Raw genomic sequence first — 21,675 nt, 5'->3', positions numbered from 1 at the left:
TGAAGTGAAACTTTAATCAGTGGGGGATTCATCCCCACTGATTATTAATCGACATCAATCGGACCTTTACTGCCTGTTCTTAATACGAGAAAAAAGCGGCAAAAAAGCCGCTTTTTATGTTGCAGTTAATATTCTAATGATGATCCTGTAGCTCTAAAATATTTTTCTCGTGAAGGAGTCATTACCCGGATTGCTAATAAACAGGAAAGGAAAAGAATGAGTAATGAGCTACTTATTACAGTAATTTGAACGGAAAGAAATTGTGCGGATGCCCCAATTGCTAAAACGAAAAAGATTTGGATGAAATTTTTTATGGAATCAAACACGCTATCGATACGTCCTATCATATGTACAGGAATGTTATTTTGATAAAATGTGATAAAGCCAGTACCTGCAAATGATGAAGAAATGCCAAGTAAAATGAAACCAGCTGCCGCGACTATAAATGAATTTGAAAAGGCGAAAATTACATAACCTATTGCTGTGAATATCATACCGAATCCGATACAATGTTGAATTGGTAATCGTTTGGCAAGGAGAGAGACAAGAAATGAACCGGAAACGTAAGCGGCACCAGTTATACTAACAAGCATGCTATATTCCATGTCGGACAAAAGCAGTACTTGATTTGTGAATACAACTTCTTGTGAATCGAGTGCCATAGAAACAAGCATAGTCGCTTGAAATAAAACGAATATGAGAATTATGTAAGTTTCCGTTCGAGCGAATGAAAAGACTTGTTTCAAATCACTTCGTAATGTTTGTACGAAAGTATTTGCAACCTCTTCGTTTTGCTTTGTTTGTAATGTAATGTTAGGCAAGAAGTAAATGAGAATGGTAGAAAGTAGAAATGAAAGCGAGTTGCAGTAAATAACAAAGGATGCTGAGTACGTGGTGAGAAGTATTCCAGCAAGAGCTGGACCGATAATAAAAGCCCCGCTCGTACAAAAGTTATTCCAAGCGTTGAATTGAGCGCGTTCTTCAGCTCGTATGAGCATTGTTTTATAAGTAAATGAAGCTGGATCGAAAAATGATGTAGCAATGCGAGTTAAAAAGATAAAAATATAAATGGCCCAAATAGAATCAAATAGTGGAATACAGCCAATGAGAGCTGCACGAATGATATCTGTGATGAGCATAATGGACCGTTTGTTTAATCGATCTACTATGCTACCAGACCATATTTTTGTAACAACGGTGGCAATTGGGCCAACAATCCATAATCCTGCTACAGCAGCAGGGGAGTTTGTACTATTTAACACCATTAAGTTTAGAGCGATGAGATACATAAAATCACCTAAACGAGAAATTCCTGTTCCCGACAATAATAATAATTTATTTTTCATAAACAAATGGCCCTTTCTTTCATTGTTTTTTAATCCTGCAGGAAATAGCGTATTCCTCTTCAGAGTTTGATTGACGAGCGGTTTTGTTTTCCCAACGTAATAAAACTTGTGTAATCTCCCAAGTAAGCTGTTGTAATTCTTCCGGAGTTAAAAATAGATGAGATACAATATGGCTACCTGTATTCGTTCCTTCTGTGCCACTTTCTTCAATATAGAAATGAGCCGCTTTTGCTTTATAATATTTTTCAATAATTCCGCGTTTTTCCTTCGTGTCTACTAATTCAAGTAACCCTCCATCATATAAAATTTGAACGTGATAATGTACGCTGCCAGCAGTTTTATTTAGTTTAGTAGCTACTTGTTTTGCAGTGAGTGCTTCGTCTTTTAAAAGGTGAAGAATTTGAATACGAGTTGCATTGGAAATGAGCTTCTGCTGCTCAGCTGAAATAGTAAGTCTATCATCAAACATTATGGCATCTCCTTTCTTATAATCTGAATTTATTGTACATTCTAAAAAATTAGAACGTAAGGAAAATAAATCTCCTTTTTTCTCTGTATTTCGACACAAATAAAAATGGCATGTACATATGCATGCCATTAAGTGATAGTAGATTCTTCACTTAGCTCCCCGCGATAAAACAAGAAAAGCCATATAAAACTAACAAAAATACAGCATATAGCCAACAAGCTACCAATAACTTGCGGAGAAAGAATCTCTAAAAGCCATCCCGTAAAAAACATAGATAACTGAATAAGCGATCCATAGATGGAATAATGAAATGAAAAAACTTTACCCATCATATTTTCGTGCGTGTAAGTTTGAAGTAATGTCGTATCAAGTGGAACGATGATTCCTCCTGCTATACGCATACAGAGTAATGTAATGATACCGATAATAAGTTGATTGGATAAAGTGAAACTTTAATCAGTAGGGGCATCCCACACTGATTATTAGTTGAACCAATCGGGCTTTTACGGGCAGTTGATTCCCCACCTAACTTCTTTGCTTTCGTTTAATTTTGAGGTGGGGGTCTTACTGCCCGTTAATGCGGGGCAGAATGAATCCGAGAAAGAAAATTCCTTGTAGTAAATAGGCCCAACAAAATGCTCTTTTCATTTTGTCTTTATTTTTAGACATATAAAGATTAACGAGGAGACTGCCAATCATAAGTCCAGCCCCTTGAACCGTATATAAAATTCCAATGTTAGTGTGGAAGATTCTTTCGGCATAGATTGTTAGAAGTAACTGATAGGCACCTCCAATAATGCCCCATGAAATGCCGACAAGAATTAATGTTAAAATAATTTTGCTTTGTAATATGTATGTATAACCATCTTTTATATCAGTAAAAAATGCTTTTTTTGTGGTAAAAGTATCATGAGCAGGAATACTCATTTTATAAATAATATAGGCTGAAATAAAGTATGATAGGCTATTAATAAAAAAGGCAATCTCGATACTTAAAGATTGTGCAATCATCCCACCTAAAGAAGCTCCCATAATAGACATAAAACCATTGATTGTACTAGAAAGAGAGTTAGCGGTTACTAAATGCTTTTGATGTACGATATTTTTTATAGTTGATTGCTTAGCGGGCTCGAATAAGCAAGAGAGTACTGATAAGCATATATTAGAAACGAAAATAATTTCAATTTTGTAGACTGCTAATAAATAAGTGAGGACGATAATTCCTCGTAAAATATCGGTAAAAATCATAATTTTCTTTTTTGAAAAATGGTCTACAACTCCGCCTATGAATGGGCTCAGAAGAAGTTGAGGTAACCCTTTGCTCATAAAGGTGAGTGCTAACATAAATGAAGATTCCGTTATGCTATAGACGAGTGTTAATAAAGCGACAGTATGAAACCAATCCCCAAGTACACTTAATGTTTGACCATAAAATAATTTTTTAAAGTTTTTATTTGTTTTAAGCAGTATGGAATACGACATGGATTGTGTAGGCATAAAAAATTAATCCTGATCTATTGGTGATGTTTGTATATGTTTTTTCCATTCATTTAAATACATTTTCTCTTCTATAAGTAGTTCAACATATAAGTCTACTTTGTAAAAGACTGTAATCATTGTAATCCTCCTTAGTAAAAATGTTTCTTATTCCATAGTAAACGATTTCTTGTTAGTTGAAATCACAAAAAAGATGGACATAAATTCATACGAAAGTATGAAAAAACAGCTCATATTTGAGCTGTTTTCGTATAGTTTTTAGTTAACATATTTCATTCATTTAGAGTTTAACGAAAAGGATATTTTATCTTAATATCCGCCTCCGCCACCCCAGCAGCTACATCCGATAATGATTAGAAGGATGAATAGCACGATGAGTAAAGCAAATCCACCGCCGAAACCAGCGCAACTACCACCAAAGCTCATGTTTTTTCCTCCTTTTTAGGAAATTAATCTATATAACTAATGGATTACTTTATAAGATATGTTTTTATTTGGAAAAGGAGCAAGTCTTACTTTTAATTAGACAAGAGCCTGTGAGCTAATTTAGATATGACATACACGTACTTTCATAGCACTTTTTGAAAAGGGTAAAACAATATGGAAGCGTATAATAGTTGGATGTAGCTTACAATTACATTAAAATTTCTTTTCATGAATATAAAATTTGTAAAAAAAACCATTTTTTTATTTTTTTATTGGTAAAAATGTACTATAATTTTACAGGTAATATTATGGGAAAAGGGAGTTTTAGTATAGAGATGGAGATGGGACAATTACACAATAAAATAGAACACAAAAAGAAAGAGTTAATTCAACTTGTTGCTATGCATGGATTGGATCATGTTAAAGTTTTGTTATTTAGTCGCGATTTAGATATACTAATTAATGAATTTATGAATATAAAAGACAAAGTATATAAGTAATTAATCTTTAATTTTTTATATTAGGATTATTTACTGATAAAGGAGAGAACAGTTATTGGAACATTTACTAGAAGAGTTGTATAAACAAATAAAAGAAGAAAAAGGTGCAGTTACTATATTCTTAAAGAGCGGAGTAAGAATAGTAGGGGAAGTAGTTGGAGTAGATAGATTTACAGTATTAATGTTAGTAGATGGAAAACAACAACTTATTTATAAGCAGGCAATATCAACAATTATGAAATAAGACACTCAAAATGAGTGTCTTATTTCATAATTAAATGGTTACTGCTTGCATGCTTCAACGTCAATGCCAGCAGCGAGTAATTTTTTTTCTCCGTCTTGTTCAATGATTTTTTGTAATTTAGATAAGAAAGAGTCAAAATCTGTATGTTTACCAACTTGGAAAGTCATTTTATGCTCAATTGGTAGCCAAGTATCAATATCAGCTTCGTTATGCTGAATTTTCACTTCAAGTTTATCAAGCGCGTTAGCAACTTTTGCTTCATACGTTTCTTTCGCTTCGAATTCCATCCATAAATCGTATAATTCTTCGCCAAGAGAACCTTCTAGTGTACGTTTAATATTTAAAATAGCCTCTTGTTCATTTTTTTGTTTTTGTAATTGTAATTTACGGCTATTCATCGTATCAAAGGCGGGGATGTCACCAGCTTCTGCTTCAACAAGATCGTGGATTATGACCATTTTAAGTAATTTTTCTATGTTTACTTTTTGATCCAAATAAGGCTCAACTAAGATAGCCATTAAGGACATACGCCAAGTATGTTCTGCAACACTTTCTTGACGTCCGTTTGAAAGCCAACTATGTCGCATTTCGTATTTTAGTTTTTCTGCTAATGCAATGACCTGTAAAATATTATGTTCCATAGGAATCCTCCTCACATTGCTATATTATAATTCTAGTATAGAAATGAAATGTGTCAATTATATTAGTGTATTGCTATAAATGGATTGAAAGTGTATAATGAGTATTATATGTAAAAATGAATTATTAAAATAAAAAAATGATGTATGAAAATGTGTATGAGTTAAGAAAAGGTGCAACATTATTAGATAAGATTGGTGATTTCGCTCCAGCATGGGGCGTGATAGGAACGTTAATCGGTCTTATCATTATGCTTCAAAACTTACAAGATACTTCACAAATTGGTACAGGGATGGCGGTTACAATGTTGACGACATTATATGGATCTAGTATTGCAAATATGATTGCAATACCCCTATCTGAAAAAGTGTATCGTGGTATTGAAGATTTGTATACAGAGAAGAAGTTTGTAATAGAAGCAATTTCAGAGCTGTACCGAGGACAAATTCCTTCCAAATTAAAGTTAAAACTCGATACATACGTGTATGAATAAAAGTGTATAATGTGGATGATAAAAGGTTAGCAGCGGTAGGATATGTAGACGCAAAACCAGTAGCGCCAAACGGTTCACCACAAAATGGGGAGAAGAACCGCCGCTTTGAAATATATTAAGGAATAATATATTTCTATTTTAGTAATAAAATAATAAAAATACAGAATTTCTTTTAAAAAAACATTAAATTTTATCGTTTTATTTTATATAATGATAAGGTGAAATATTAGGATATTTTTATATATAGTAAGGAGAGAACCGAAAAGAATGGCACATAAAATTTTAGTTGTAGATGATGCGATGTTCATGCGAACAATGATTAAAAACTTGTTGAAAAGTAATTCTGAATTTGAGGTTATCGGTGAAGCAGAGAATGGGGTAGAAGCAATCCAAAAGTATAAAGAGCTACGACCTGATATTGTAACACTAGATATTACGATGCCTGAAATGGACGGACTTGAAGCATTAAAAGAAATTATGAAAATTGATTCGAGTGCAAAGGTTGTCATTTGTTCCGCGATGGGACAACAGGGTATGGTATTAGATGCAATTAAAGGCGGGGCAAAAGACTTTATTGTAAAGCCATTCCAAGCGGATCGTGTAATCGAAGCTTTAACAAAAGTAGCAAACAGCTAATATAGAAGGGGTGCCACAAGGAATCAAAACAATGATAGTAGATAGATATGTGGCCCCTTTTTTTCTTGTTTTAAAACGATAAATCTTTATGCATAAATGAAATGTTTGTTAGACGGATAGGGGATTAAAATGCAAACAGATCTATTAAATATATTTTTTGAAGAAGCAGAAGAACATTTACAGTCGCTAAATGAAAATGTGCTAAATTTAGAACGGAATCCTGCCGATATGGAAGTCGTAGGAGAAATATTCCGCTCAGCTCATACATTTAAAGGTATGTCTGCGAGTATGGAATTTACAGAAATGGCGGATTTAACGCATAAAATGGAAAGTGTTTTAGACGAAATTCGTCATGGTAATATGATGTTCAATGTTAATATTATTGATGTTATTTTTGAATGCATTGATAATTTGGAAAAGATGGTTGCAGATGTGCAGCAAGGCGGAATAGGTAATATAGATGTCATATCAACGAAACTTAAATTAGAAGCATTATTGAACGGAAATGCAGAGCAAGGTAGTAAAAACAACAATGATACAGTTTCGCATGAAGTACACATAACAGTTGAAAAACAAGCTATTTTAAAAGCTGTACGTGCCATTATGTGTATGGAAGCGTTACAAAATTTAGGGGAAATACAAAAAACGGTTCCGAGCATTGAAGAAATTGAAGCAGACGCTTTTGGATTTGAGTTTACAGTATATATGAATACGGATCGTAGTGTTGAAGAGCTGAAACAGGTAGTGCTTCATATTTCTGAAATTGAGAAAGTAGAAGTGAAACAAGGGAAACATAAAGCGCAAGAAATAGTAGTACCAGAAGTCGTACCCGTGGAAGAAACGATTCAGCAGGGTGAAACTGTACAGTTGGAGTCACCTTTAGAGCTACCACCTCAACAAGTAAGCAATACGTCAACGAAAAGTACTACAAAAACGAAAAATGCTAAAGTAGAGAATCGTTCTATTCGTGTTCAGTTAGAAAAAATCGAAAGATTAATGAATATGTTTGAAGAAAGTGTAATTGAGCGAGGACGAATTGATGAATTAGCAGAAACAATTCAAAATAAAGAGTTAATCGAGCATTTAAATCGATTAGGGGATATTTCAAAAGATATTCAAAATGTACTATTAAATATGCGTATGGTACCAATCGAAACAGTTTTCAACCGTTTCCCACGTATGGTGCGCATGTTAGCGAAAGATTTAGGAAAAAAATAGATTTACAAATTACAGGTGAAGATACTGAAGTTGATAAAATTGTTATCGATGAAATTGGTGATCCGCTTGTTCATTTAATTCGCAATGCAATTGATCATGGGGTTGAGACAGTTGAAAAACGCCGTGATGCTGGAAAAAACGAAACAGGTACAATTAAATTAGAAGCGTTCCATAGTGGGAATCATGTCGTAATTCAAATTACTGATGATGGAAACGGTATCTATAAAGAGAAAGTATTAGAAAAAGTGATTAAAAATGGTGTTATAACAGAAACAGAGGCAAATAAATTAACGGATCGTGAAGTGTATGATCTTATTTTCCAACCGGGGTTTAGTACAGCGGAAGTTGTGTCGGATCTTTCTGGACGTGGTGTTGGATTAGATGTTGTTAAACATACAATTCATAGTTTAGGTGGGCATTTAATTATTGATTCTGAGGAAGGAAAAGGAAGTACATTCAGAATTGAACTTCCATTAACTTTGTCAATTATTCAATCAATGCTTGTTCAAACAAATGATACGCGTTATGCGTTACCCCTTGGTAATATAGTTGAAGCGATTCGAATTCAAAAGGAAGACATTCAATCGTTACAAGGAAAAGATGTTTTAAATTATCGCAATCAAATTATTGAAGTGAAACATTTAAGCACTGTATTTGGTGAGAAAACAGAAGGTGATGCGTTTGCATCATATGATAGTCAAATGGTTCCAGTATTAATTGTTCGCAATTCATATCGCAGCTATGGACTTATTGTCAACACGATTATCGGACAAAGAGAAATAGTCTTAAAGTCATTAGGTGACTTCTTTGCAGAGAGTTCTAACTATTTCTCTGGTGCGACAATTCTCGGTGATGGACGAGTGGTACTCATTTTAAACCCAGAAGGTTTATAATAGGAATGAAGGAAGCTCCCCACTTGTATACAATTGGGGAGCTTTTTAGTCAGAACGGTTAATTAAGTGTGTGACAACATCCGTTTACAAATGTTGTGGAAATAAATACATGTTCCAATGTGACTAATAAGTTTGGTAAAAAAACGAGTGCAATCGAAAGTTTATATCATGAAAGAAAAACAGACATGAGGAGGCAGGGAAAATGCCTGAGCAACACACAAAAGGGGATACGAGCACTATTGTACTAGAGAAAGAAAATGAGCATTTAACGACTCAACAGTGCGATATTCTTGGCGAGATTGCAAATATATCATTTGGTTCAGCTTCGACGGTATTATCAAGCATCTTAAATAGGCAAGTAAGTATTACTACTCCTCATATAGAATTGGTGGATTTATATGATACAAGTGATGTTGAAATTCCCCATGTTGTATTAAATATTCATTTCACAAAAGGATTAGATATGGAAAATCTTCTTGTTTTAAAGCAAGACGTCGCTTTATCTATTGCTAATTTAATGATGATGGAAACAGGGGTAGTTGAAGAAGGGAAAGAGCTCGGTGAACTAGAGCTAAGTGCAGTACAAGAAGCAATGAATCAAATGATGGGATTCGCAGCTACATCTATGTCGGAGTTCTTCCAGGATACAGTGGATATGTCTCCACCTACAATTAAAGTTGTGAGACTTCAGGAAGAGATGGAGAAAATTTCTGGTATTGATGGAAGTAACGTAATTATTAAAGTATCGTTTGAATTAAAAATAGATAATCTTGTAGATTCTAAACTTGTGCAAATTGTTTCAGGTGAACATGCGAAGCAAATGGTAAAAAAATTATTACAATTATCTGGTGGTATGGAAGAAGGAATAGAAGAGCAAGCGGAAATTATGGAAGTTGAGGTTGTAGAAGAACAGATTGAGAAAGAGCAGTTAACACAAGAAGAGAAAGATGTACTTGGGGAAATTGCGAATATTTCGATTGGATCAGCGTCAACAGTACTATCAACGCTTTTAAACCAACCAGTTTCTATTAGTACACCAAATATAGAGGCAATTAATGTTCGTCATTATGATGGAGTACCAATTCCTTTTGTTATATTAAATGTCGATTTTGTTGAAGGATTAAAGAATGAGAATGTATTCGTATTTACGAAAGACGTTGCTTTAACGATGGTAGATTTAATGATGATGGGAACGGGTGAAATTGATCCTGAGAAGGAACTAAGTGAATTAGAGTTAAGTGGTATTAAAGAAATCATGAACCAAATGATGGGGCATGCTGCAACAGCAATGTCAGAAATATTTAAAGAAAAGATGGATATGACATCACCAGATGTTAAATTTGTTTCGTTAAAAGAAGAAATGGAGTATTTGGGAGAAGCGATGGAAGTGGACGAGCTTGTTCAAATTACATTTAATATTGAAATTGGTAACCTTCTTCAGTCAAAGATGTATCAAATACTACCAATTGCAGAAGCAAAAGAAATGGTTAGACGACTTCTTTATCCGATGGTGGAAGAGCAAGAAGAAATAGTTGAAGGAGTTATTGAAGAGGAAGGAATTCCTGCACCGGTCATACAGCCGATTGAATATCAAGAAGTTAAACAGATAGAGCCAGTGTATATGGATGCATCTATTCTACAAAATGTAGAAATGAATGTTAAATTTGTATTTGGAAGTACAGTGAGGACAATTCAAGATATTTTAAGTTTACAAGAAAACGAAGCGGTCGTACTGGATGAAGATAGTGATGAACCAATTCAAATTTATGTGAACGACGTATTGGTTGCGTATGGAGAGCTTGTAAATACAGGTGGGTTTTTCGGAGTAAAAGTGACGAAATCGCTATAGGAGTTTGAACAAATAGATGAAAAACGTAAAGTTTTTTCTAGTGAGTTTGCTATTTATATATATATGTACCTTCTTCCCATTGCAAGGGCAAGCGGAAGAAGTAATTGTACAAGAGCAAAATATAAGTAAAGTGAATGAGAAAGAAGAGCAACATATAGAAAATTGGGAACAGCCAGAACAAACGGGAATGCTCCCGGTTGAAGATGAAAGAAAAGCAGTTGAGAATGAGAAAGAACAACGAGAAGAAAGAAAGATAGAAACAGACCGAGGAATTATTACAGTTAATAAGCAGGAATTAAAGGTTGGCGAAGAATTGCGAATTGCTGTAGAGCCAAATGAAAAAAATATTCAAAGTGTAAAAGGTGTATTGCAATTACCACAAAATGGTGTGCAGTACAGGCAGGAAAGAGTAATATCTTTCGAGTATGAAGAAGAAACGAAACGATGGGTCGCCAATTACGAAGTCGGAATATATGATTTGCAAGGTGATTGGAATCTTCAGCTCGTTGAAAGCTATACAGAAGATGAGAATGAATTAAATGTTCCGCTCATTCGAATAAATAGTGAAACACCCACTATAGATAAAGAATTACCGAAGTTAGAGAAGGTTACTATTGATGAGGCAAACGAGAATTTTATTGAACGGAAAAAGGGAGAATCTGTTCATATACGAGTAAAGACGGTAGATATAGAATCGGTTGTTAAAGAAGTGCGGGTTATATTAAAGGGAAAAGAAGAAAGTAACGATATTACTTTTTTATTAGACTATAATAAACACGCCATGGATTGGCAGAAAATAATTGAAATAACAGTAGCATTACCTATTGGTCCGCATCAACTTATCCTGGAAGTAACAGATGCGGCAGGTAACAAGCTTGTGATAGAGAGTGAATATATCATTTCTATTATCGAACCAAAAGTGAAAGATGATGAAAATATAGAAGAACATACGAATCAAAATAAACTAGAAGATAAGAAAGAAACTGAGAAGCAGGAAGATTCGAAAATGGAGACTCCGCTTCCGGAAGAAAAACTTCAAGTTGTTCAAATATTAAAGCAAGACGAGAAAGTAAACTATTTTGTAAAAGAGCCGTTGAAAGAGAAAGAGGAAATCAACTACGTTATAAAAGAGCCGTTGACAGACAATAAGGAAGTAAATATTGGGAAGGCTCATAAAGATACAAAAAGCAAAAATGATAATCAAGTCGTTTCTAAAAAGAAAGAAAAAATAGAAGAACGACAAGAGAAAAAAGAAGGGAAAAGTGAACAGGGAATACAAGTCTCTAATGTGTTTGCTATCATGTCAGGATTATTTGTACTATTTTTAGTTTTAAAGAGTAATAAAGAGTGGGGCTAATAATTTAAATGGTCTGTTACAGCTCTATTTCTCTTTGTATGGATTATAGGTTTCATATTGATTCGTATTCTATAATAAAAAAGGTCGTCATTTCAATTATGACGACCTTTTGCTATATTTTTTCATAGAAGAATGTATCAAAACGCTGAAGGTTGTAGCGTTCGGGTGTTAAAATTTGTTCTGTGCTACCAACGAATAGTACGCCGCCTTTTCGTAAAGAACGACTAAATTTTTCATAGAGCTTTATTCTTGCTTCTTCTGTAAAGTAAATCATTACATTTCGACAAATGATTAAATCGTAGTTTGTATCAAATGCCTGCATTAACAAATCGTGTTGCTTAAATGTGACTTGCTGTTTAATATTTTCATGCAATATATATGTATCATCTTCTTTTGTGAAATGACGTTGTTTTAAATCAATAGGTAATTCTTTTAAAGAGCGTTCTGTATATTGACCACGTTTCGCAGTTTCTAAAACATGATAATCAAGATCAGTGGCTTGGATTTCATAACGAAACGGAGCTAGATACTTCGATAAGATTAAAGAAAGTGTATACGGTTCTTCACCGGCAGCGCAAGCAGCACTCCAAACTTTTAATTTACCGTTATTTTGTTCAAGTAATTTTGGTAAAGCTTTCGTTTCTAACGTTTGCCAGCGTTCTTTGTTTCTGAAAAACTCTGAAACATTAATCGTAATGTAGTCAATAAAACTTAAAAATAATGTTTGATCAGTGCGTAAACTATTTAAAAAGCTTGTATAATTGTCAAAAGCTTTTCTTGAAATGAAAGCATCGATTCTTCTGCGCATTCTATCTTGCTTATAGGAAGCGATATCCATATTAAATAGCTGTTTAAAACTCGTAATAAAATGATTATAATCTTGTGCAGTTTTCATATTTACAATAGGCACAATAACGATATTGTGCCTCCCCCTTTACATCATACGAATTTTTTGTTCAAAGATTTTTTTCATCTGCTTTTCATGTAAGCCTGGTAAATCATAAATAACGGCGTCAATTCCTGCTTCTTTTGCAATGTCAATAGGAATGACAGACGTATGTTTATCCCCATTATAAAAACAGAGAACTAAATCAGTATCTTCGACGATTTGCTTTACAAAAAACATATAATCTGATCGATAAATGGATTCGGAAGGATGATCAAAAGCAATATATTCAGCTCCGTGTTTTTTTAAATAATCAACGACTTCTTGAAATTCGCATGTTAATACATGTAACGGTTGTAGCGTATAAAGGCATAAATTTTGAGCGAGTCTTTCGTTTTCAATGAAAAAACGAAGAACTTCATTTTCAACATATTTATAATATAATATATAAATTTTATGTTTATGAGCATAGTCAATTAAAAATTTTTTTATTTCTTCTTGATTTAATGCTGTTAATTGATTTGAACCACAAAGAAAAATATTCATAGTTTTGTGCCACCTCATGCTAAATTGTAACGTATCTTCTATAAAAAATAACTGCAAAATATGAGTGTTCAGAGTATAATTATAAATAACTGGATTTTACGATTAAGTTTTGAAAGAAATAAAAAAATAAATAGGTGATATATATGCTACGTTCTATCTCGCACAATCCGATTTTATCGCATATACCGCCTGCTACTCAAATGCCGAAAGAAGCAAATATTAGGACAGGACTTGCATTTTCGGATAATTTGCATGCAGATCCGAAAAAAGATAAATTGTTAGAACAAATGGAAGCGTTAGTTGATAATATTGGGGAAATTAAAGAGAAAATTGAATTAGAGTTAACGCTTGATAATGTTAGGGAATATAAAAATACTGTGAAATCATTTTTAAATTTTTATGTTGATAACTTACTGCAATATAAAGACGTTATGTCTCGTCATCCGCGTTATGCATATCCGCAGAAAATGACAATTGTAAAACAAGCCGAAGTGGGATTAAATGAATTGGAGGATGTTATGAATTTAATTAATACGAAAACAGGACATTTAGAAATGTTAAATCAAATTGGAGAAATTCATGGTTTAATTGTAAATTTAGTTTTGTAAAGGGGAAGGAAGTTATATGTACATACAATTATATGAAAAGCTTGTTATTATTCAAAAAGCATATGAAAATATTCAAACGCTTGGAGAACAAATAGATGAGAATTTAAAACATAAAAATATAAATATAAATGCAGTTCAAAAGCTGCAAGTGGAACAATTACAGTACATAGAAGGTGTAAAAGGATTATCCTGCTCTTTTGAGGAGATGGTTGTTCAGTTTTGTAAAGAAAAGAAAGTTGAGCCATTGCGTATGCGTTCGCTATTTTTGTATTTTACACCGGGAGAAATTAGGGAAATGGAAGAATTGCAAAAAAGTTTCAATAGATTAGATGAAAATGTAAAAATGATTCTTTTGAAAAATAAATATCGCTTAAACGTACTATTAAAAACTACAGAGATTATTGTAGATTCCGTTTCTGAATACAATTTGGAGAAAAACAATAATTCGCAAATCTTTATGAATGAACTATTGTAAAGGAGAAGTGAAGCATTATGAGGTTATCTGATTATAATACGCCGCTATCTGGTATGCTAGCGGCTCAAATGGGATTACAAACAACGAAACAAAACTTATCTAACATTCATACACCTGGTTATGTGCGTCAAGCCGTGAATTTAGGATCTGTAGGAGCTAGTAACGGTCATACGCCAGGACAGAGAATAGGTCATGGTGTACAAACATTAGGTGTTGATCGAATTGCTGATGAAGTGAAAACGAAGCAATTTAATGATCAGTTGTCACAGTTATCTTACTACGCATATATGAATTCTACTTTATCTCGAGTAGAGTCTATGGTAGGAACTACAGGGGAAAATTCATTATCAAGTTTAATGGATGGATTTTTTAATGCATTTCGTGAAGTTGCGAAAAATCCGGAACAATCAAACTACTACGATACATTAGTTGCTGAAACTGGAAAGTTCACAAGTCAAGTAAATCGTCTTGCGAAAAACTTAGATACAGCGGAAGTACAGACGACAGAAGATATTGAAGCGCATGTCAATGAATTTAATCGTCTTGGTGCTAGTTTAGCAGAAGCGAATAAAAAAATTGGACAAGCAGGGACACAAGTACCTAATCAACTATTTGATGAACGTGATCGCATTATTTCAGAGATGTCTAAATATGCCAATATAGAAGTGTCTTATGAATCTATTAATCCTAATATAACAAGTATTAGAATGGATGGCATTTTAACAGTAAATGGACAAGACACACATCCACTTCAATTAAATAGGGGGCACGAACCGATGACTGTTGCGATTTATGGATCGGATATTCCTTTAACAGGTGGAGCAATTCAATCGGCAATAGATACGAAAGCGAAGATTGCTAGTTATAAGAAAAATATTGAAGAATTAATGAGTTCTGTGAAAAATCAAGTGAATACAGTGATGGGAAAAGATTTCTTCGTTGGAGATCATGCGAAAGATATTCAGTTAAATCCTGAATTCGCAAAAGATGTTTCAAAAATGAAAATTTCTGCTGAAACAGCAAATAAACTGGCAAGAATTACAGATGGAGATTATAAAGAAGGTCTTTCTTATAAACAAGCGTTAGACCAATTTATAGTTGGTGTAGCTTCTAATAAAAGTGCGGTGAATGTTTATCAAAATATTCATAAAGAGTTATTAGAAGGTATTCAGCAAGAAAAAATGAGTATAGAAGGCGTCAATATGGAAGAGGAAATGGTTAATTTAATGGCCTTCCAGAAATACTTCGTGGCAAACTCTAAGGCTATTACAACGATGAATGAAGTATTTGACAGTCTGTTTTCGATTATTAGATAACATGTAGAAGAATTGAAAAGCTTTTTATGGATCCAATCTAGGGTAGAAGCGGACAGGGCCTTTTAGTGGATCAAGCTGTGTAAGATCAGAGAAATGAAATGGTTGCATGGTAAGAAAGAAAATAACCGTACAAAGTGGCAGTTGCTGCCCCTTGCCAAGTCAAATATAGATAAAGGAGAAGATAGGGATGAGAGTATCGACGTTTCAAAATGCAAACTGGGCAAAGAATCGGATGATGGATTTGAATGTGCAACAGCAATATCACCGAAATCAAGTAACTTCCGGTAAAAAAAATCTTCTCATGAGTGAAGATCCACTTGCAGCAAGTAAATCATTTGTGATTCAACATTCGTTAGCAAATATTGAACAGATGCAAAAGGATATAGCAGATTCTAGAAATGTGTTAAGTCAAACGGAAAATACATTACAAGGTATTGTGAAATCTTTAACGAGAGTGGATCAATTAACTTTGCAAGCATTAAACGGGACGAATAGTGAAAAAGAATTGAAAGCAATTGGATCAGAGTTAGAGCAACTTGTAAAACAAGTTGTGTATTTAGCGAATACGAAAGAACAAGGGCGTTATCTTTTTGGTGGTGATGGTGCTGAGAAGCCGCCGTTTGCAGACGAGGGTACATACCAAGGTGGCGAAAACGATGTAATGTGGAAGCTAAATGATGGTTATGAAATTAAGGTATTCCGTAAAGGTGATGATTTATTAACTCCTGTAATTCAAACGTTAGTAAAGATGAAGGATGCTATGCAAAATGGTAATCAGGCAGCATTGCAGCCGTTATTGGGGGAAAATAAGAAAAACTTAGACAATGTTATCAACCGTACGACAGAAGTTGGTTCAACGATGAACACTGTTGATACGTTTAAGACCATTTTAAATGAACAAAATTTAGCGCTTCAAGAAAACCGTAAAGAAATTGAAGATGTTGATTTAGCAGTAGCAATTTCTGACTTAGCTTACATTAATGCGACATATGAAGCAACGCTGAAAGCAGTTAGTACGATGAGTAAAACGAGCATTTTAGATTACATGTAAAACAATAAGGAGTGAGAAATATGGCAGGGACGTTAACAGGTATCGGTGGTAGACAACAGATTTGGAATCTCGGTAATAATATGATCGATACTTCTAACTTCGTAGAATTAGAAATGAATGCATTAGATATGAGGAAAACGCCATATATAAATGAACAAAGTAAACTTACACAAGATAAATTGTTGTATACAAGCTTAAAATCAGAATTTAGTTCTTTTACACAAACTTTTAAAAACTTAGCGGCTTTTAAAGGAAACGAGAAAAAAGTAACGACATCACAAGATGGTTATATTAACATAAAAGCTGATGGTGGAGCGATTACAGGAACGTTTAATATAACAATTAATCAACTTGCACAACGTCACCAAATAGCTTCTAATACTATTGAAGATATAAATGCAAAGCTTCCTAGAAATGAAACATTAAAGATTAATGACAAAGAGATCAAAGTTACGACTGATATGACATATAAAGATTTAATTAATAAAATAAATGATGGCGATTATGGTGTATCGGTATATACACTTGGTAATAAAATCTTCATGTCTTCTACGAAAGAGGGCAAAGAAAACGCTATTAATTTAGACAAGACACAACCTAACTTACTTAGAGAATTATTTTATTCAAAGGTAGAAATTAAAGGAACAGATAGTGAAACTGGGCCGGAATTGAAACTAAACACAATCAATGAAGCGCTAGATGCCGAATATAGTATCAATGGTATCGTAGAAACAAGCGCTAACAACACAATTGAAACACTTCCGGGTGTAAAGGTTGAACTTTTAAAAGTAACTGAACCGAAAGTAGAAAATCAGCCTAGTGGTGAAACCGGTAGAGAAACAAAAGCTGCAAATCAAAAAGGCGTAGATTTGAAGTTTACAGTTAGTGAATCAAACGTCATAGATGCAGCTAATTTAATTAAAAAAATGGTAGTTGATTACAATAAAGCTGTAGGTACAGTTGACATTTTTGATGGGAAAAATGGTGCTTTTCAAGGACAGGCAATTATGCAAAGTGTTCGTCAAATGATGAACAATGTTGTGACGTTTTCAAAAGATGGAAGCTACTTGTTCACATATGGCATTCAATTAAAGCAAGATGGAACTTTGCAAGTGGATGATGAAAAACTAACAAAAGCGTTAAAGGATAATCCGGACGGTGCAAAACAGCTTTTCTTTAGTTCAAATGGCATAGGAAAAATGATGGAAGAACGAATCGAGAAAATTTTTGGAGATAAAGGTGTTGTTGGTGAGCGAGTAAAGGGCATTGATTCGCGTGTAAATGATTTAGATAAAAAGATTAAAGATATTGAAGCTCAAAATTTACAAAAACAGGATGGAATTGTGAAGAAATATCAGCAATTAGAAAGTACACTAGCAGCGCTAGATAGCCAATTAAAAACAATTAAAGCAATGACAAAGCAAAAAAGTGATGATTAATCAAAGTTAAGGACGTGATCGTATGCAAGCATGGCAACGCTATATGCAAAATGACATTATGACGAGTAACCCAATTAAAAATACAATTTTTATTTATGAAAGATGTATCGTTGAGTTTCGTAATTTAGAAGAGCTTTTAAATACTTTTAAACTACAGGAAGGAGATGCACTTCTTGAAAAATTAGAGCGTATTTTTGAAGAGCTAAAGCTTCAATTGAATCCTGAGATTACTAAAGATTTGTATGATAGTCTATTCGGTTTATATGATTGGATTAGCATTCAAATTCAGACGATGAAAGTAACGCGTGAAGCAAAAGATATTGATACGATTGTGAAAGTGTTACAAGATTTAATAGATGGTTACCGCGGGGCACTTGAAAATGAACAATGATATTTATCAATCGTTTGTCGGCTGTTTTAATGAAATCGGTGAATTGAAAGTGTCAGATGAAGAATTTGCTGAGAAAAGTGCTATGTTAAATCGCTGGATGATGATTTTGGATGAAAAGACGCGAGCGGATGTCGCAGCGGAAGTGAGTTTATTAATAATAAAGGCAGCTCAACATATTCGAGATAAGCAAAAGATTTTGGAAGAAATGATTATGACAAATGATGGGCGAATGAAAGCTAATTCGTTTTACGGTAAATATTAAGTGCAAAGTATGGAAACGGGTTCCTCTAATTACAAGGGGGATCCATTCTGTTGTTTGAATAAAGACGTTCCGCTAATTGAGGTTTCACTTTATGATTGTAATGGAAAAATAGCAGTGATCTAAACAATAAAAAAATGAATGTTATTTTATTGTTCTTATATCGAAATGTTATATAGATTACTAGGTGAATACAGTTTTTTATATTCTTTTATATATTTTTTATTTTTCTAAAGACAGCAATAGGAAAATGGAATAAAATATGAAAGAGTACACAATAGATAATATTTTAATAAATACATATGAGGAAATAAATAATGAAGTGAAACTTCCATCAGTGGATGATCATGCCGTAAGCGGTATGATGGAAAAAAGAAGGGTGTGGAATATGCCGGACTTAGTTAGTGATGTTAGTCATTATATGAATTATTTAGTAACGAAGCGAAATACTGTTTCTAGTAATATTGCAAATGCGAATACACCGGGCTATAAAGCGCAAGAGGTAACATTTGCTGAACAAATGAATATGAATAATCCGCTATTCAAAAAAAATGTTGCGGATTTAAAGAGTAATTCAGACTTATATCAAACGAATGAAATGCACTTACCGACAGCAAATATGAAAAATACATATGCAAAGATTCAAACGAAATCAATGCAAACGAATAAAGATGGAAATAGCGTGGATGTAACGACAGAAATGCTGGATTTAATGAAAACAAACCAATTATATGGTATCTCAATTAATGCGATTAATACGCAATACGCAATTAACCAAGCAGCACGTGGACGTTAAGAGTAGAAGGAGAGACAACGATGTTCCAAGCAATTAATGCAAGTGGCTCAGCGCTAACTACAGCGAGAAAATGGATGGAAGTTACTTCTAACAATATCGTAAATGCGAATACGACGGGAGCACCAGACGCAGAGCCGTATCACCGCCGAAGTGTGGTGCTAGAATCAAATAATAATTTTGCGAATATGCTAGAGGGAGCTCCTGCTAACGGAGTGAAAATAAAAAGTATTGAAACAGATCGAAATGAAAATCTAGTATATGATCCAACGCATCCACATGCAAATGAAGAAGGATATGTACGTTATCCGAACATTGATGTGACAGCTGAGATGACGAATGTAATGGTTGCTCAAAAAATGTATGAAGCAAATACAAGTGTATTAAATGCGAACAAAAAAATGCTTGATAAAGATTTAGAAATCGGCCAAGGATAAGAGGGAAGAGGGGAAATATGAAAATCCAACCATTGTTAAATACACAGCCATTTGGAGCGATTCATCCAATTGGAGCACCGAAAAACACGCAAACATCTGTAGTTGAAGGTGAAAAGTTTATCGATTTATTGGAAGATATGAATAAAACACAAAATAATGTACAAACTGCGGTATATGATTTATTGACAAAAGGAGTAGGAGAAACACATGACGTTTTAATTCAGCAAAAGAAAGCTGAATCACAAATGAAAACGGCTGCTCTTGTACGAGATAATCTCATTGAGAATTATAAGTCACTAATTAATATGCAAATTTAGGAAAATAGACGGGTGTGTTTAAATGGAAAAGATAAAAAATGTTTTCCAATCGTTAAAAACGTGGCATAAGTTAGTCATTGGTGCTGCGCTTTTAGCAATTGTAACAGGAGCACTTTTATACTTTACCTTGCCAGATAAATATGTTGTTGTATATCAAAATTTAAATGATGCAGATAAGCAAGAGATTACAGCAGAATTATCGAAGCTAGGTGTTGATTATCAATTAGCAGCCGATGGTTCGATTCGAGTGCAAAAGAAAGATGCTCTATGGGTTCGAAAAGAAATGAATGGAATGGGATTACCGTTTAATTCAAAAAGTGGTGAGGAAATTCTATTAGAAAGCTCGATCGGTTCAAGTGAGCAAGATAAAAAAATGAAGCAGCTTGTCGGTACGAAAAAGCAATTGGAGCAAGATATTGTCCGAAACTTTGCGACAATTGAAACGGCAAATGTGCAAATTACATTACCTGAAAAAGAAACCATTTTTGATGAAGAGAAGGAAAAGGGAACAGCCGCAATTACTGTTGGTGTGAAACGTGGACAACTATTAACGGCCGATCAAGTTGCGGGTATACAGCAAATGATTAGTGCAGCTGTTCCGGGTGTGAAAGCAGAAGAAGTAAGTGTTATTGATAGCAAAAAAGGTGTTATCTCAAAAGGAGCAGATGCGGCGCATTCTAATCGTTCTTCTTATGAAAAAGAAGTTGAGATGCAACACCAAATTGAAGGTAAATTAAAACAAGATATAGATGCAACGTTAATGATGATGTTTAAACCAAATGAATATAAAGTGAACACGAAAGTGTCTGTAAACTACGATGAAGTTACACGTCAGTTAGAAAAATATGGTGATAAAGGTGTACTTCGTAGTAAACAAGAACAAGAAGAACGCTCGACGGCACAAGATAATACAAAGCAAAGTGCCGGTATTACAGCGAACGGTGAAGTGCCAAACTACGGTACGAACAATAATCAAGATGGTAAAGTCGTCTATGAGAATAATAACAGCAACAAAATTGAAAACTATGAAATAGATAAAACAGTTGAAACGATTAAGAAACATCCAGAATTAACGAAAACAAATGTTGTTGTATGGGTAGATAACGATACGTTAGTAAAACGAAGAATTGATATGACAACGTTTAAAGAAGCAATTGGTACAGCAGCTGGACTTCAAGCTGATCCGAACGGAAACTTTATAAATGGTCAAGTTAACGTTGTAACTGTTCAGTTTGATCAACCGAAAGTAGAGAAGGAAAAAGAACCAGAAGAAAGTGGCATTAACTGGTGGTTATTCGGTGGAATTACAGGTGGATTGTTAGCGCTTGGTGGCCTATTATGGTTCTTCTTAGCGAGACGTAAGAAAAAGAAAGAAGAAGAGGAATATGATGAATACTTAGCAGAAGAGGAAGTTGCTGCTAGTAGTGAAAGCATTATGGAAATTCCTGAAGAGAAAATAGTGCCAGAGTCAAAACCAGGACCAGTAGAACCGATAGAACCTACATTAGATGACCAAGTGCAGGAAGCTACGAGAGAGCATGTAGAAGGTACTGCAAAAGTTATTAAAAAATGGCTAAACGGATAGTAAGG

Annotated in this window: 22 protein-coding genes and 4 pseudogenes; 19 read left to right on the top strand and 7 right to left on the bottom strand. The window is 34.0% G+C overall.

Translation table 11 applies throughout. The features are described 5' to 3' along the window. Positions 1 to 125 precede the first annotated feature (125 nt). The 4 genes and pseudogenes from JDS80_RS05110 to JDS80_RS05090 all read right to left on the bottom strand — a co-directional run bounded on the left by JDS80_RS05110 (position 126) and on the right by JDS80_RS05090 (position 3,738). Positions 126 to 1,346, bottom strand: a complete 1,221-nt coding sequence (locus JDS80_RS05110; RefSeq protein ID WP_199637348.1) for an MFS transporter — start codon at positions 1,344 to 1,346, stop codon at positions 126 to 128. 19 nt (positions 1,347 to 1,365) lie between these two features. Continuing rightward, the gene (locus JDS80_RS05105) at positions 1,366 to 1,815 is read right to left on the bottom strand and encodes an ArsR/SmtB family transcription factor (RefSeq protein WP_071770099.1); all 450 of its coding nucleotides are present in this window, start codon (positions 1,813 to 1,815) and stop codon (positions 1,366 to 1,368) included. Positions 1,816 to 1,943: 128 nt separating this feature from the next. Further along, a pseudogene (locus JDS80_RS05095) lies at positions 1,944 to 3,312 on the bottom strand (MFS transporter). A gap of 309 nt (positions 3,313 to 3,621) precedes the next feature. Then, on the bottom strand, positions 3,622 to 3,738 hold the full coding sequence (locus tag JDS80_RS05090; protein ID WP_002149182.1) for a YjcZ family sporulation protein: 117 nt from the start codon (positions 3,736 to 3,738) through the stop codon (positions 3,622 to 3,624). Positions 3,739 to 4,019: 281 nt separating this feature from the next. On the opposite strand from JDS80_RS05090, the gene JDS80_RS05085 reads away from it, so the two are divergent. Next, positions 4,020 to 4,238 (top strand): aspartyl-phosphate phosphatase Spo0E family protein, encoded by a 219-nt coding sequence (locus tag JDS80_RS05085; protein ID WP_199637500.1) that lies wholly within the window; start codon positions 4,020 to 4,022, stop codon positions 4,236 to 4,238. 55 nt (positions 4,239 to 4,293) lie between these two features. Further along, on the top strand, positions 4,294 to 4,482 hold the full coding sequence (gene hfq, locus JDS80_RS05080) for an RNA chaperone Hfq (RefSeq protein ID WP_199637347.1): 189 nt from the start codon (positions 4,294 to 4,296) through the stop codon (positions 4,480 to 4,482). A gap of 38 nt (positions 4,483 to 4,520) precedes the next feature. On the opposite strand, the gene JDS80_RS05075 is transcribed toward hfq, so the two are convergent. Continuing rightward, positions 4,521 to 5,123, bottom strand: a complete 603-nt coding sequence (locus JDS80_RS05075) for an HD domain-containing protein (protein WP_199637345.1) — start codon at positions 5,121 to 5,123, stop codon at positions 4,521 to 4,523. 152 nt (positions 5,124 to 5,275) lie between these two features. Here JDS80_RS05075 and JDS80_RS05070 point away from each other — a divergent pair. The 6 genes and pseudogenes from JDS80_RS05070 to JDS80_RS05045 all read left to right on the top strand — a co-directional run. Then, a pseudogene (locus JDS80_RS05070) lies at positions 5,276 to 5,614 on the top strand (MotA/TolQ/ExbB proton channel family protein); the annotation flags it as partial. Next, positions 5,611 to 5,733: pseudogene (locus JDS80_RS05065) on the top strand (OmpA family protein); the annotation flags it as partial. The pseudogenes JDS80_RS05070 and JDS80_RS05065, both read left to right, overlap by 4 nt. A gap of 148 nt (positions 5,734 to 5,881) precedes the next feature. Next, positions 5,882 to 6,250 carry a response regulator gene (locus tag JDS80_RS05060; RefSeq protein WP_071770096.1) on the top strand — a complete coding sequence of 123 codons (369 nt, stop codon included), beginning with the start codon at positions 5,882 to 5,884 and terminating at the stop codon, positions 6,248 to 6,250. Between the two features lie 129 nt (positions 6,251 to 6,379). Further along, a pseudogene (locus JDS80_RS05055) lies at positions 6,380 to 8,361 on the top strand (chemotaxis protein CheW). A 202-nt stretch (positions 8,362 to 8,563) separates the two neighbouring features. Further along, positions 8,564 to 10,210, top strand: a complete 1,647-nt coding sequence (locus tag JDS80_RS05050; protein ID WP_199637343.1) for a flagellar motor switch protein — start codon at positions 8,564 to 8,566, stop codon at positions 10,208 to 10,210. A 16-nt stretch (positions 10,211 to 10,226) separates the two neighbouring features. Then, the gene (locus tag JDS80_RS05045; protein WP_199637341.1) at positions 10,227 to 11,567 is read left to right on the top strand and encodes a transglycosylase; all 1,341 of its coding nucleotides are present in this window, start codon (positions 10,227 to 10,229) and stop codon (positions 11,565 to 11,567) included. Between the two features lie 112 nt (positions 11,568 to 11,679). On the opposite strand, the gene JDS80_RS05040 is transcribed toward JDS80_RS05045, so the two are convergent. Together JDS80_RS05040 and JDS80_RS05035 are read right to left on the bottom strand one after the other, a co-directional pair. Then, positions 11,680 to 12,462, bottom strand: coding sequence for a CheR family methyltransferase (locus JDS80_RS05040; RefSeq protein ID WP_199637498.1), 783 nt, complete (start codon positions 12,460 to 12,462; stop codon positions 11,680 to 11,682). A 39-nt stretch (positions 12,463 to 12,501) separates the two neighbouring features. Next, on the bottom strand, positions 12,502 to 12,999 hold the full coding sequence (locus JDS80_RS05035) for a flagellar motor switch protein FliG (protein ID WP_199637339.1): 498 nt from the start codon (positions 12,997 to 12,999) through the stop codon (positions 12,502 to 12,504). 143 nt (positions 13,000 to 13,142) lie between these two features. Here JDS80_RS05035 and JDS80_RS05030 point away from each other — a divergent pair, with 143 nt between their 5' ends. The 11 genes from JDS80_RS05030 (at position 13,143) to fliF (ending at position 21,670) form a co-directional block, all read left to right on the top strand. Beyond that, positions 13,143 to 13,607 carry a YaaR family protein gene (locus JDS80_RS05030; RefSeq protein WP_199637337.1) on the top strand — a complete coding sequence of 155 codons (465 nt, stop codon included), beginning with the start codon at positions 13,143 to 13,145 and terminating at the stop codon, positions 13,605 to 13,607. 16 nt (positions 13,608 to 13,623) lie between these two features. Continuing rightward, positions 13,624 to 14,082: a hypothetical protein gene (locus JDS80_RS05025; RefSeq protein WP_199637335.1), complete on the top strand. Its 459-nt coding sequence runs from the start codon at positions 13,624 to 13,626 to the stop codon at positions 14,080 to 14,082. A gap of 17 nt (positions 14,083 to 14,099) precedes the next feature. Next, the gene (gene flgK, locus JDS80_RS05020; protein WP_199637333.1) at positions 14,100 to 15,398 is read left to right on the top strand and encodes a flagellar hook-associated protein FlgK; all 1,299 of its coding nucleotides are present in this window, start codon (positions 14,100 to 14,102) and stop codon (positions 15,396 to 15,398) included. 187 nt (positions 15,399 to 15,585) lie between these two features. Beyond that, positions 15,586 to 16,449, top strand: coding sequence for a flagellar hook-associated protein 3 (locus JDS80_RS05015; RefSeq protein WP_199637331.1), 864 nt, complete (start codon positions 15,586 to 15,588; stop codon positions 16,447 to 16,449). 20 nt (positions 16,450 to 16,469) lie between these two features. After that, positions 16,470 to 17,888: a flagellar hook-associated protein 2 gene (locus JDS80_RS05010; protein WP_199637329.1), complete on the top strand. Its 1,419-nt coding sequence runs from the start codon at positions 16,470 to 16,472 to the stop codon at positions 17,886 to 17,888. Positions 17,889 to 17,910: 22 nt separating this feature from the next. Then, positions 17,911 to 18,279, top strand: a complete 369-nt coding sequence (locus JDS80_RS05005; protein WP_199637327.1) for a flagellar export chaperone FliS — start codon at positions 17,911 to 17,913, stop codon at positions 18,277 to 18,279. Continuing rightward, on the top strand, positions 18,269 to 18,541 hold the full coding sequence (locus tag JDS80_RS05000) for a flagellar biosynthesis protein FlgG (RefSeq protein WP_199637326.1): 273 nt from the start codon (positions 18,269 to 18,271) through the stop codon (positions 18,539 to 18,541). Before JDS80_RS05005 ends, JDS80_RS05000 begins: the two co-directional genes overlap by 11 nt. Positions 18,542 to 18,800: 259 nt before the next feature. Then, on the top strand, positions 18,801 to 19,334 hold the full coding sequence (flgB, locus tag JDS80_RS04995) for a flagellar basal body rod protein FlgB (protein ID WP_346011345.1): 534 nt from the start codon (positions 18,801 to 18,803) through the stop codon (positions 19,332 to 19,334). Positions 19,335 to 19,354: 20 nt separating this feature from the next. Then, the gene (flgC, locus tag JDS80_RS04990; RefSeq protein WP_199637324.1) at positions 19,355 to 19,768 is read left to right on the top strand and encodes a flagellar basal body rod protein FlgC; all 414 of its coding nucleotides are present in this window, start codon (positions 19,355 to 19,357) and stop codon (positions 19,766 to 19,768) included. Between the two features lie 17 nt (positions 19,769 to 19,785). After that, complete coding sequence (fliE, locus tag JDS80_RS04985) at positions 19,786 to 20,085, top strand: flagellar hook-basal body complex protein FliE (RefSeq protein ID WP_199637323.1); 300 nt, start codon at positions 19,786 to 19,788, stop codon at positions 20,083 to 20,085. A 22-nt stretch (positions 20,086 to 20,107) separates the two neighbouring features. Next, positions 20,108 to 21,670: a flagellar basal-body MS-ring/collar protein FliF gene (fliF, locus tag JDS80_RS04980; protein ID WP_199637321.1), complete on the top strand. Its 1,563-nt coding sequence runs from the start codon at positions 20,108 to 20,110 to the stop codon at positions 21,668 to 21,670. The last annotated feature ends 5 nt before the right edge of the window (positions 21,671 to 21,675 follow it).

Source organism: Bacillus cereus group sp. N8 (assembly GCF_016483685.1).
GTDB classification, from domain to species: domain Bacteria; phylum Bacillota; class Bacilli; order Bacillales; family Bacillaceae_G; genus Bacillus_A; species Bacillus_A proteolyticus.
The sequence above is the reverse complement of the archived record's forward strand: the minus strand, read 5'-3'. Positions and strand labels throughout refer to the sequence as shown.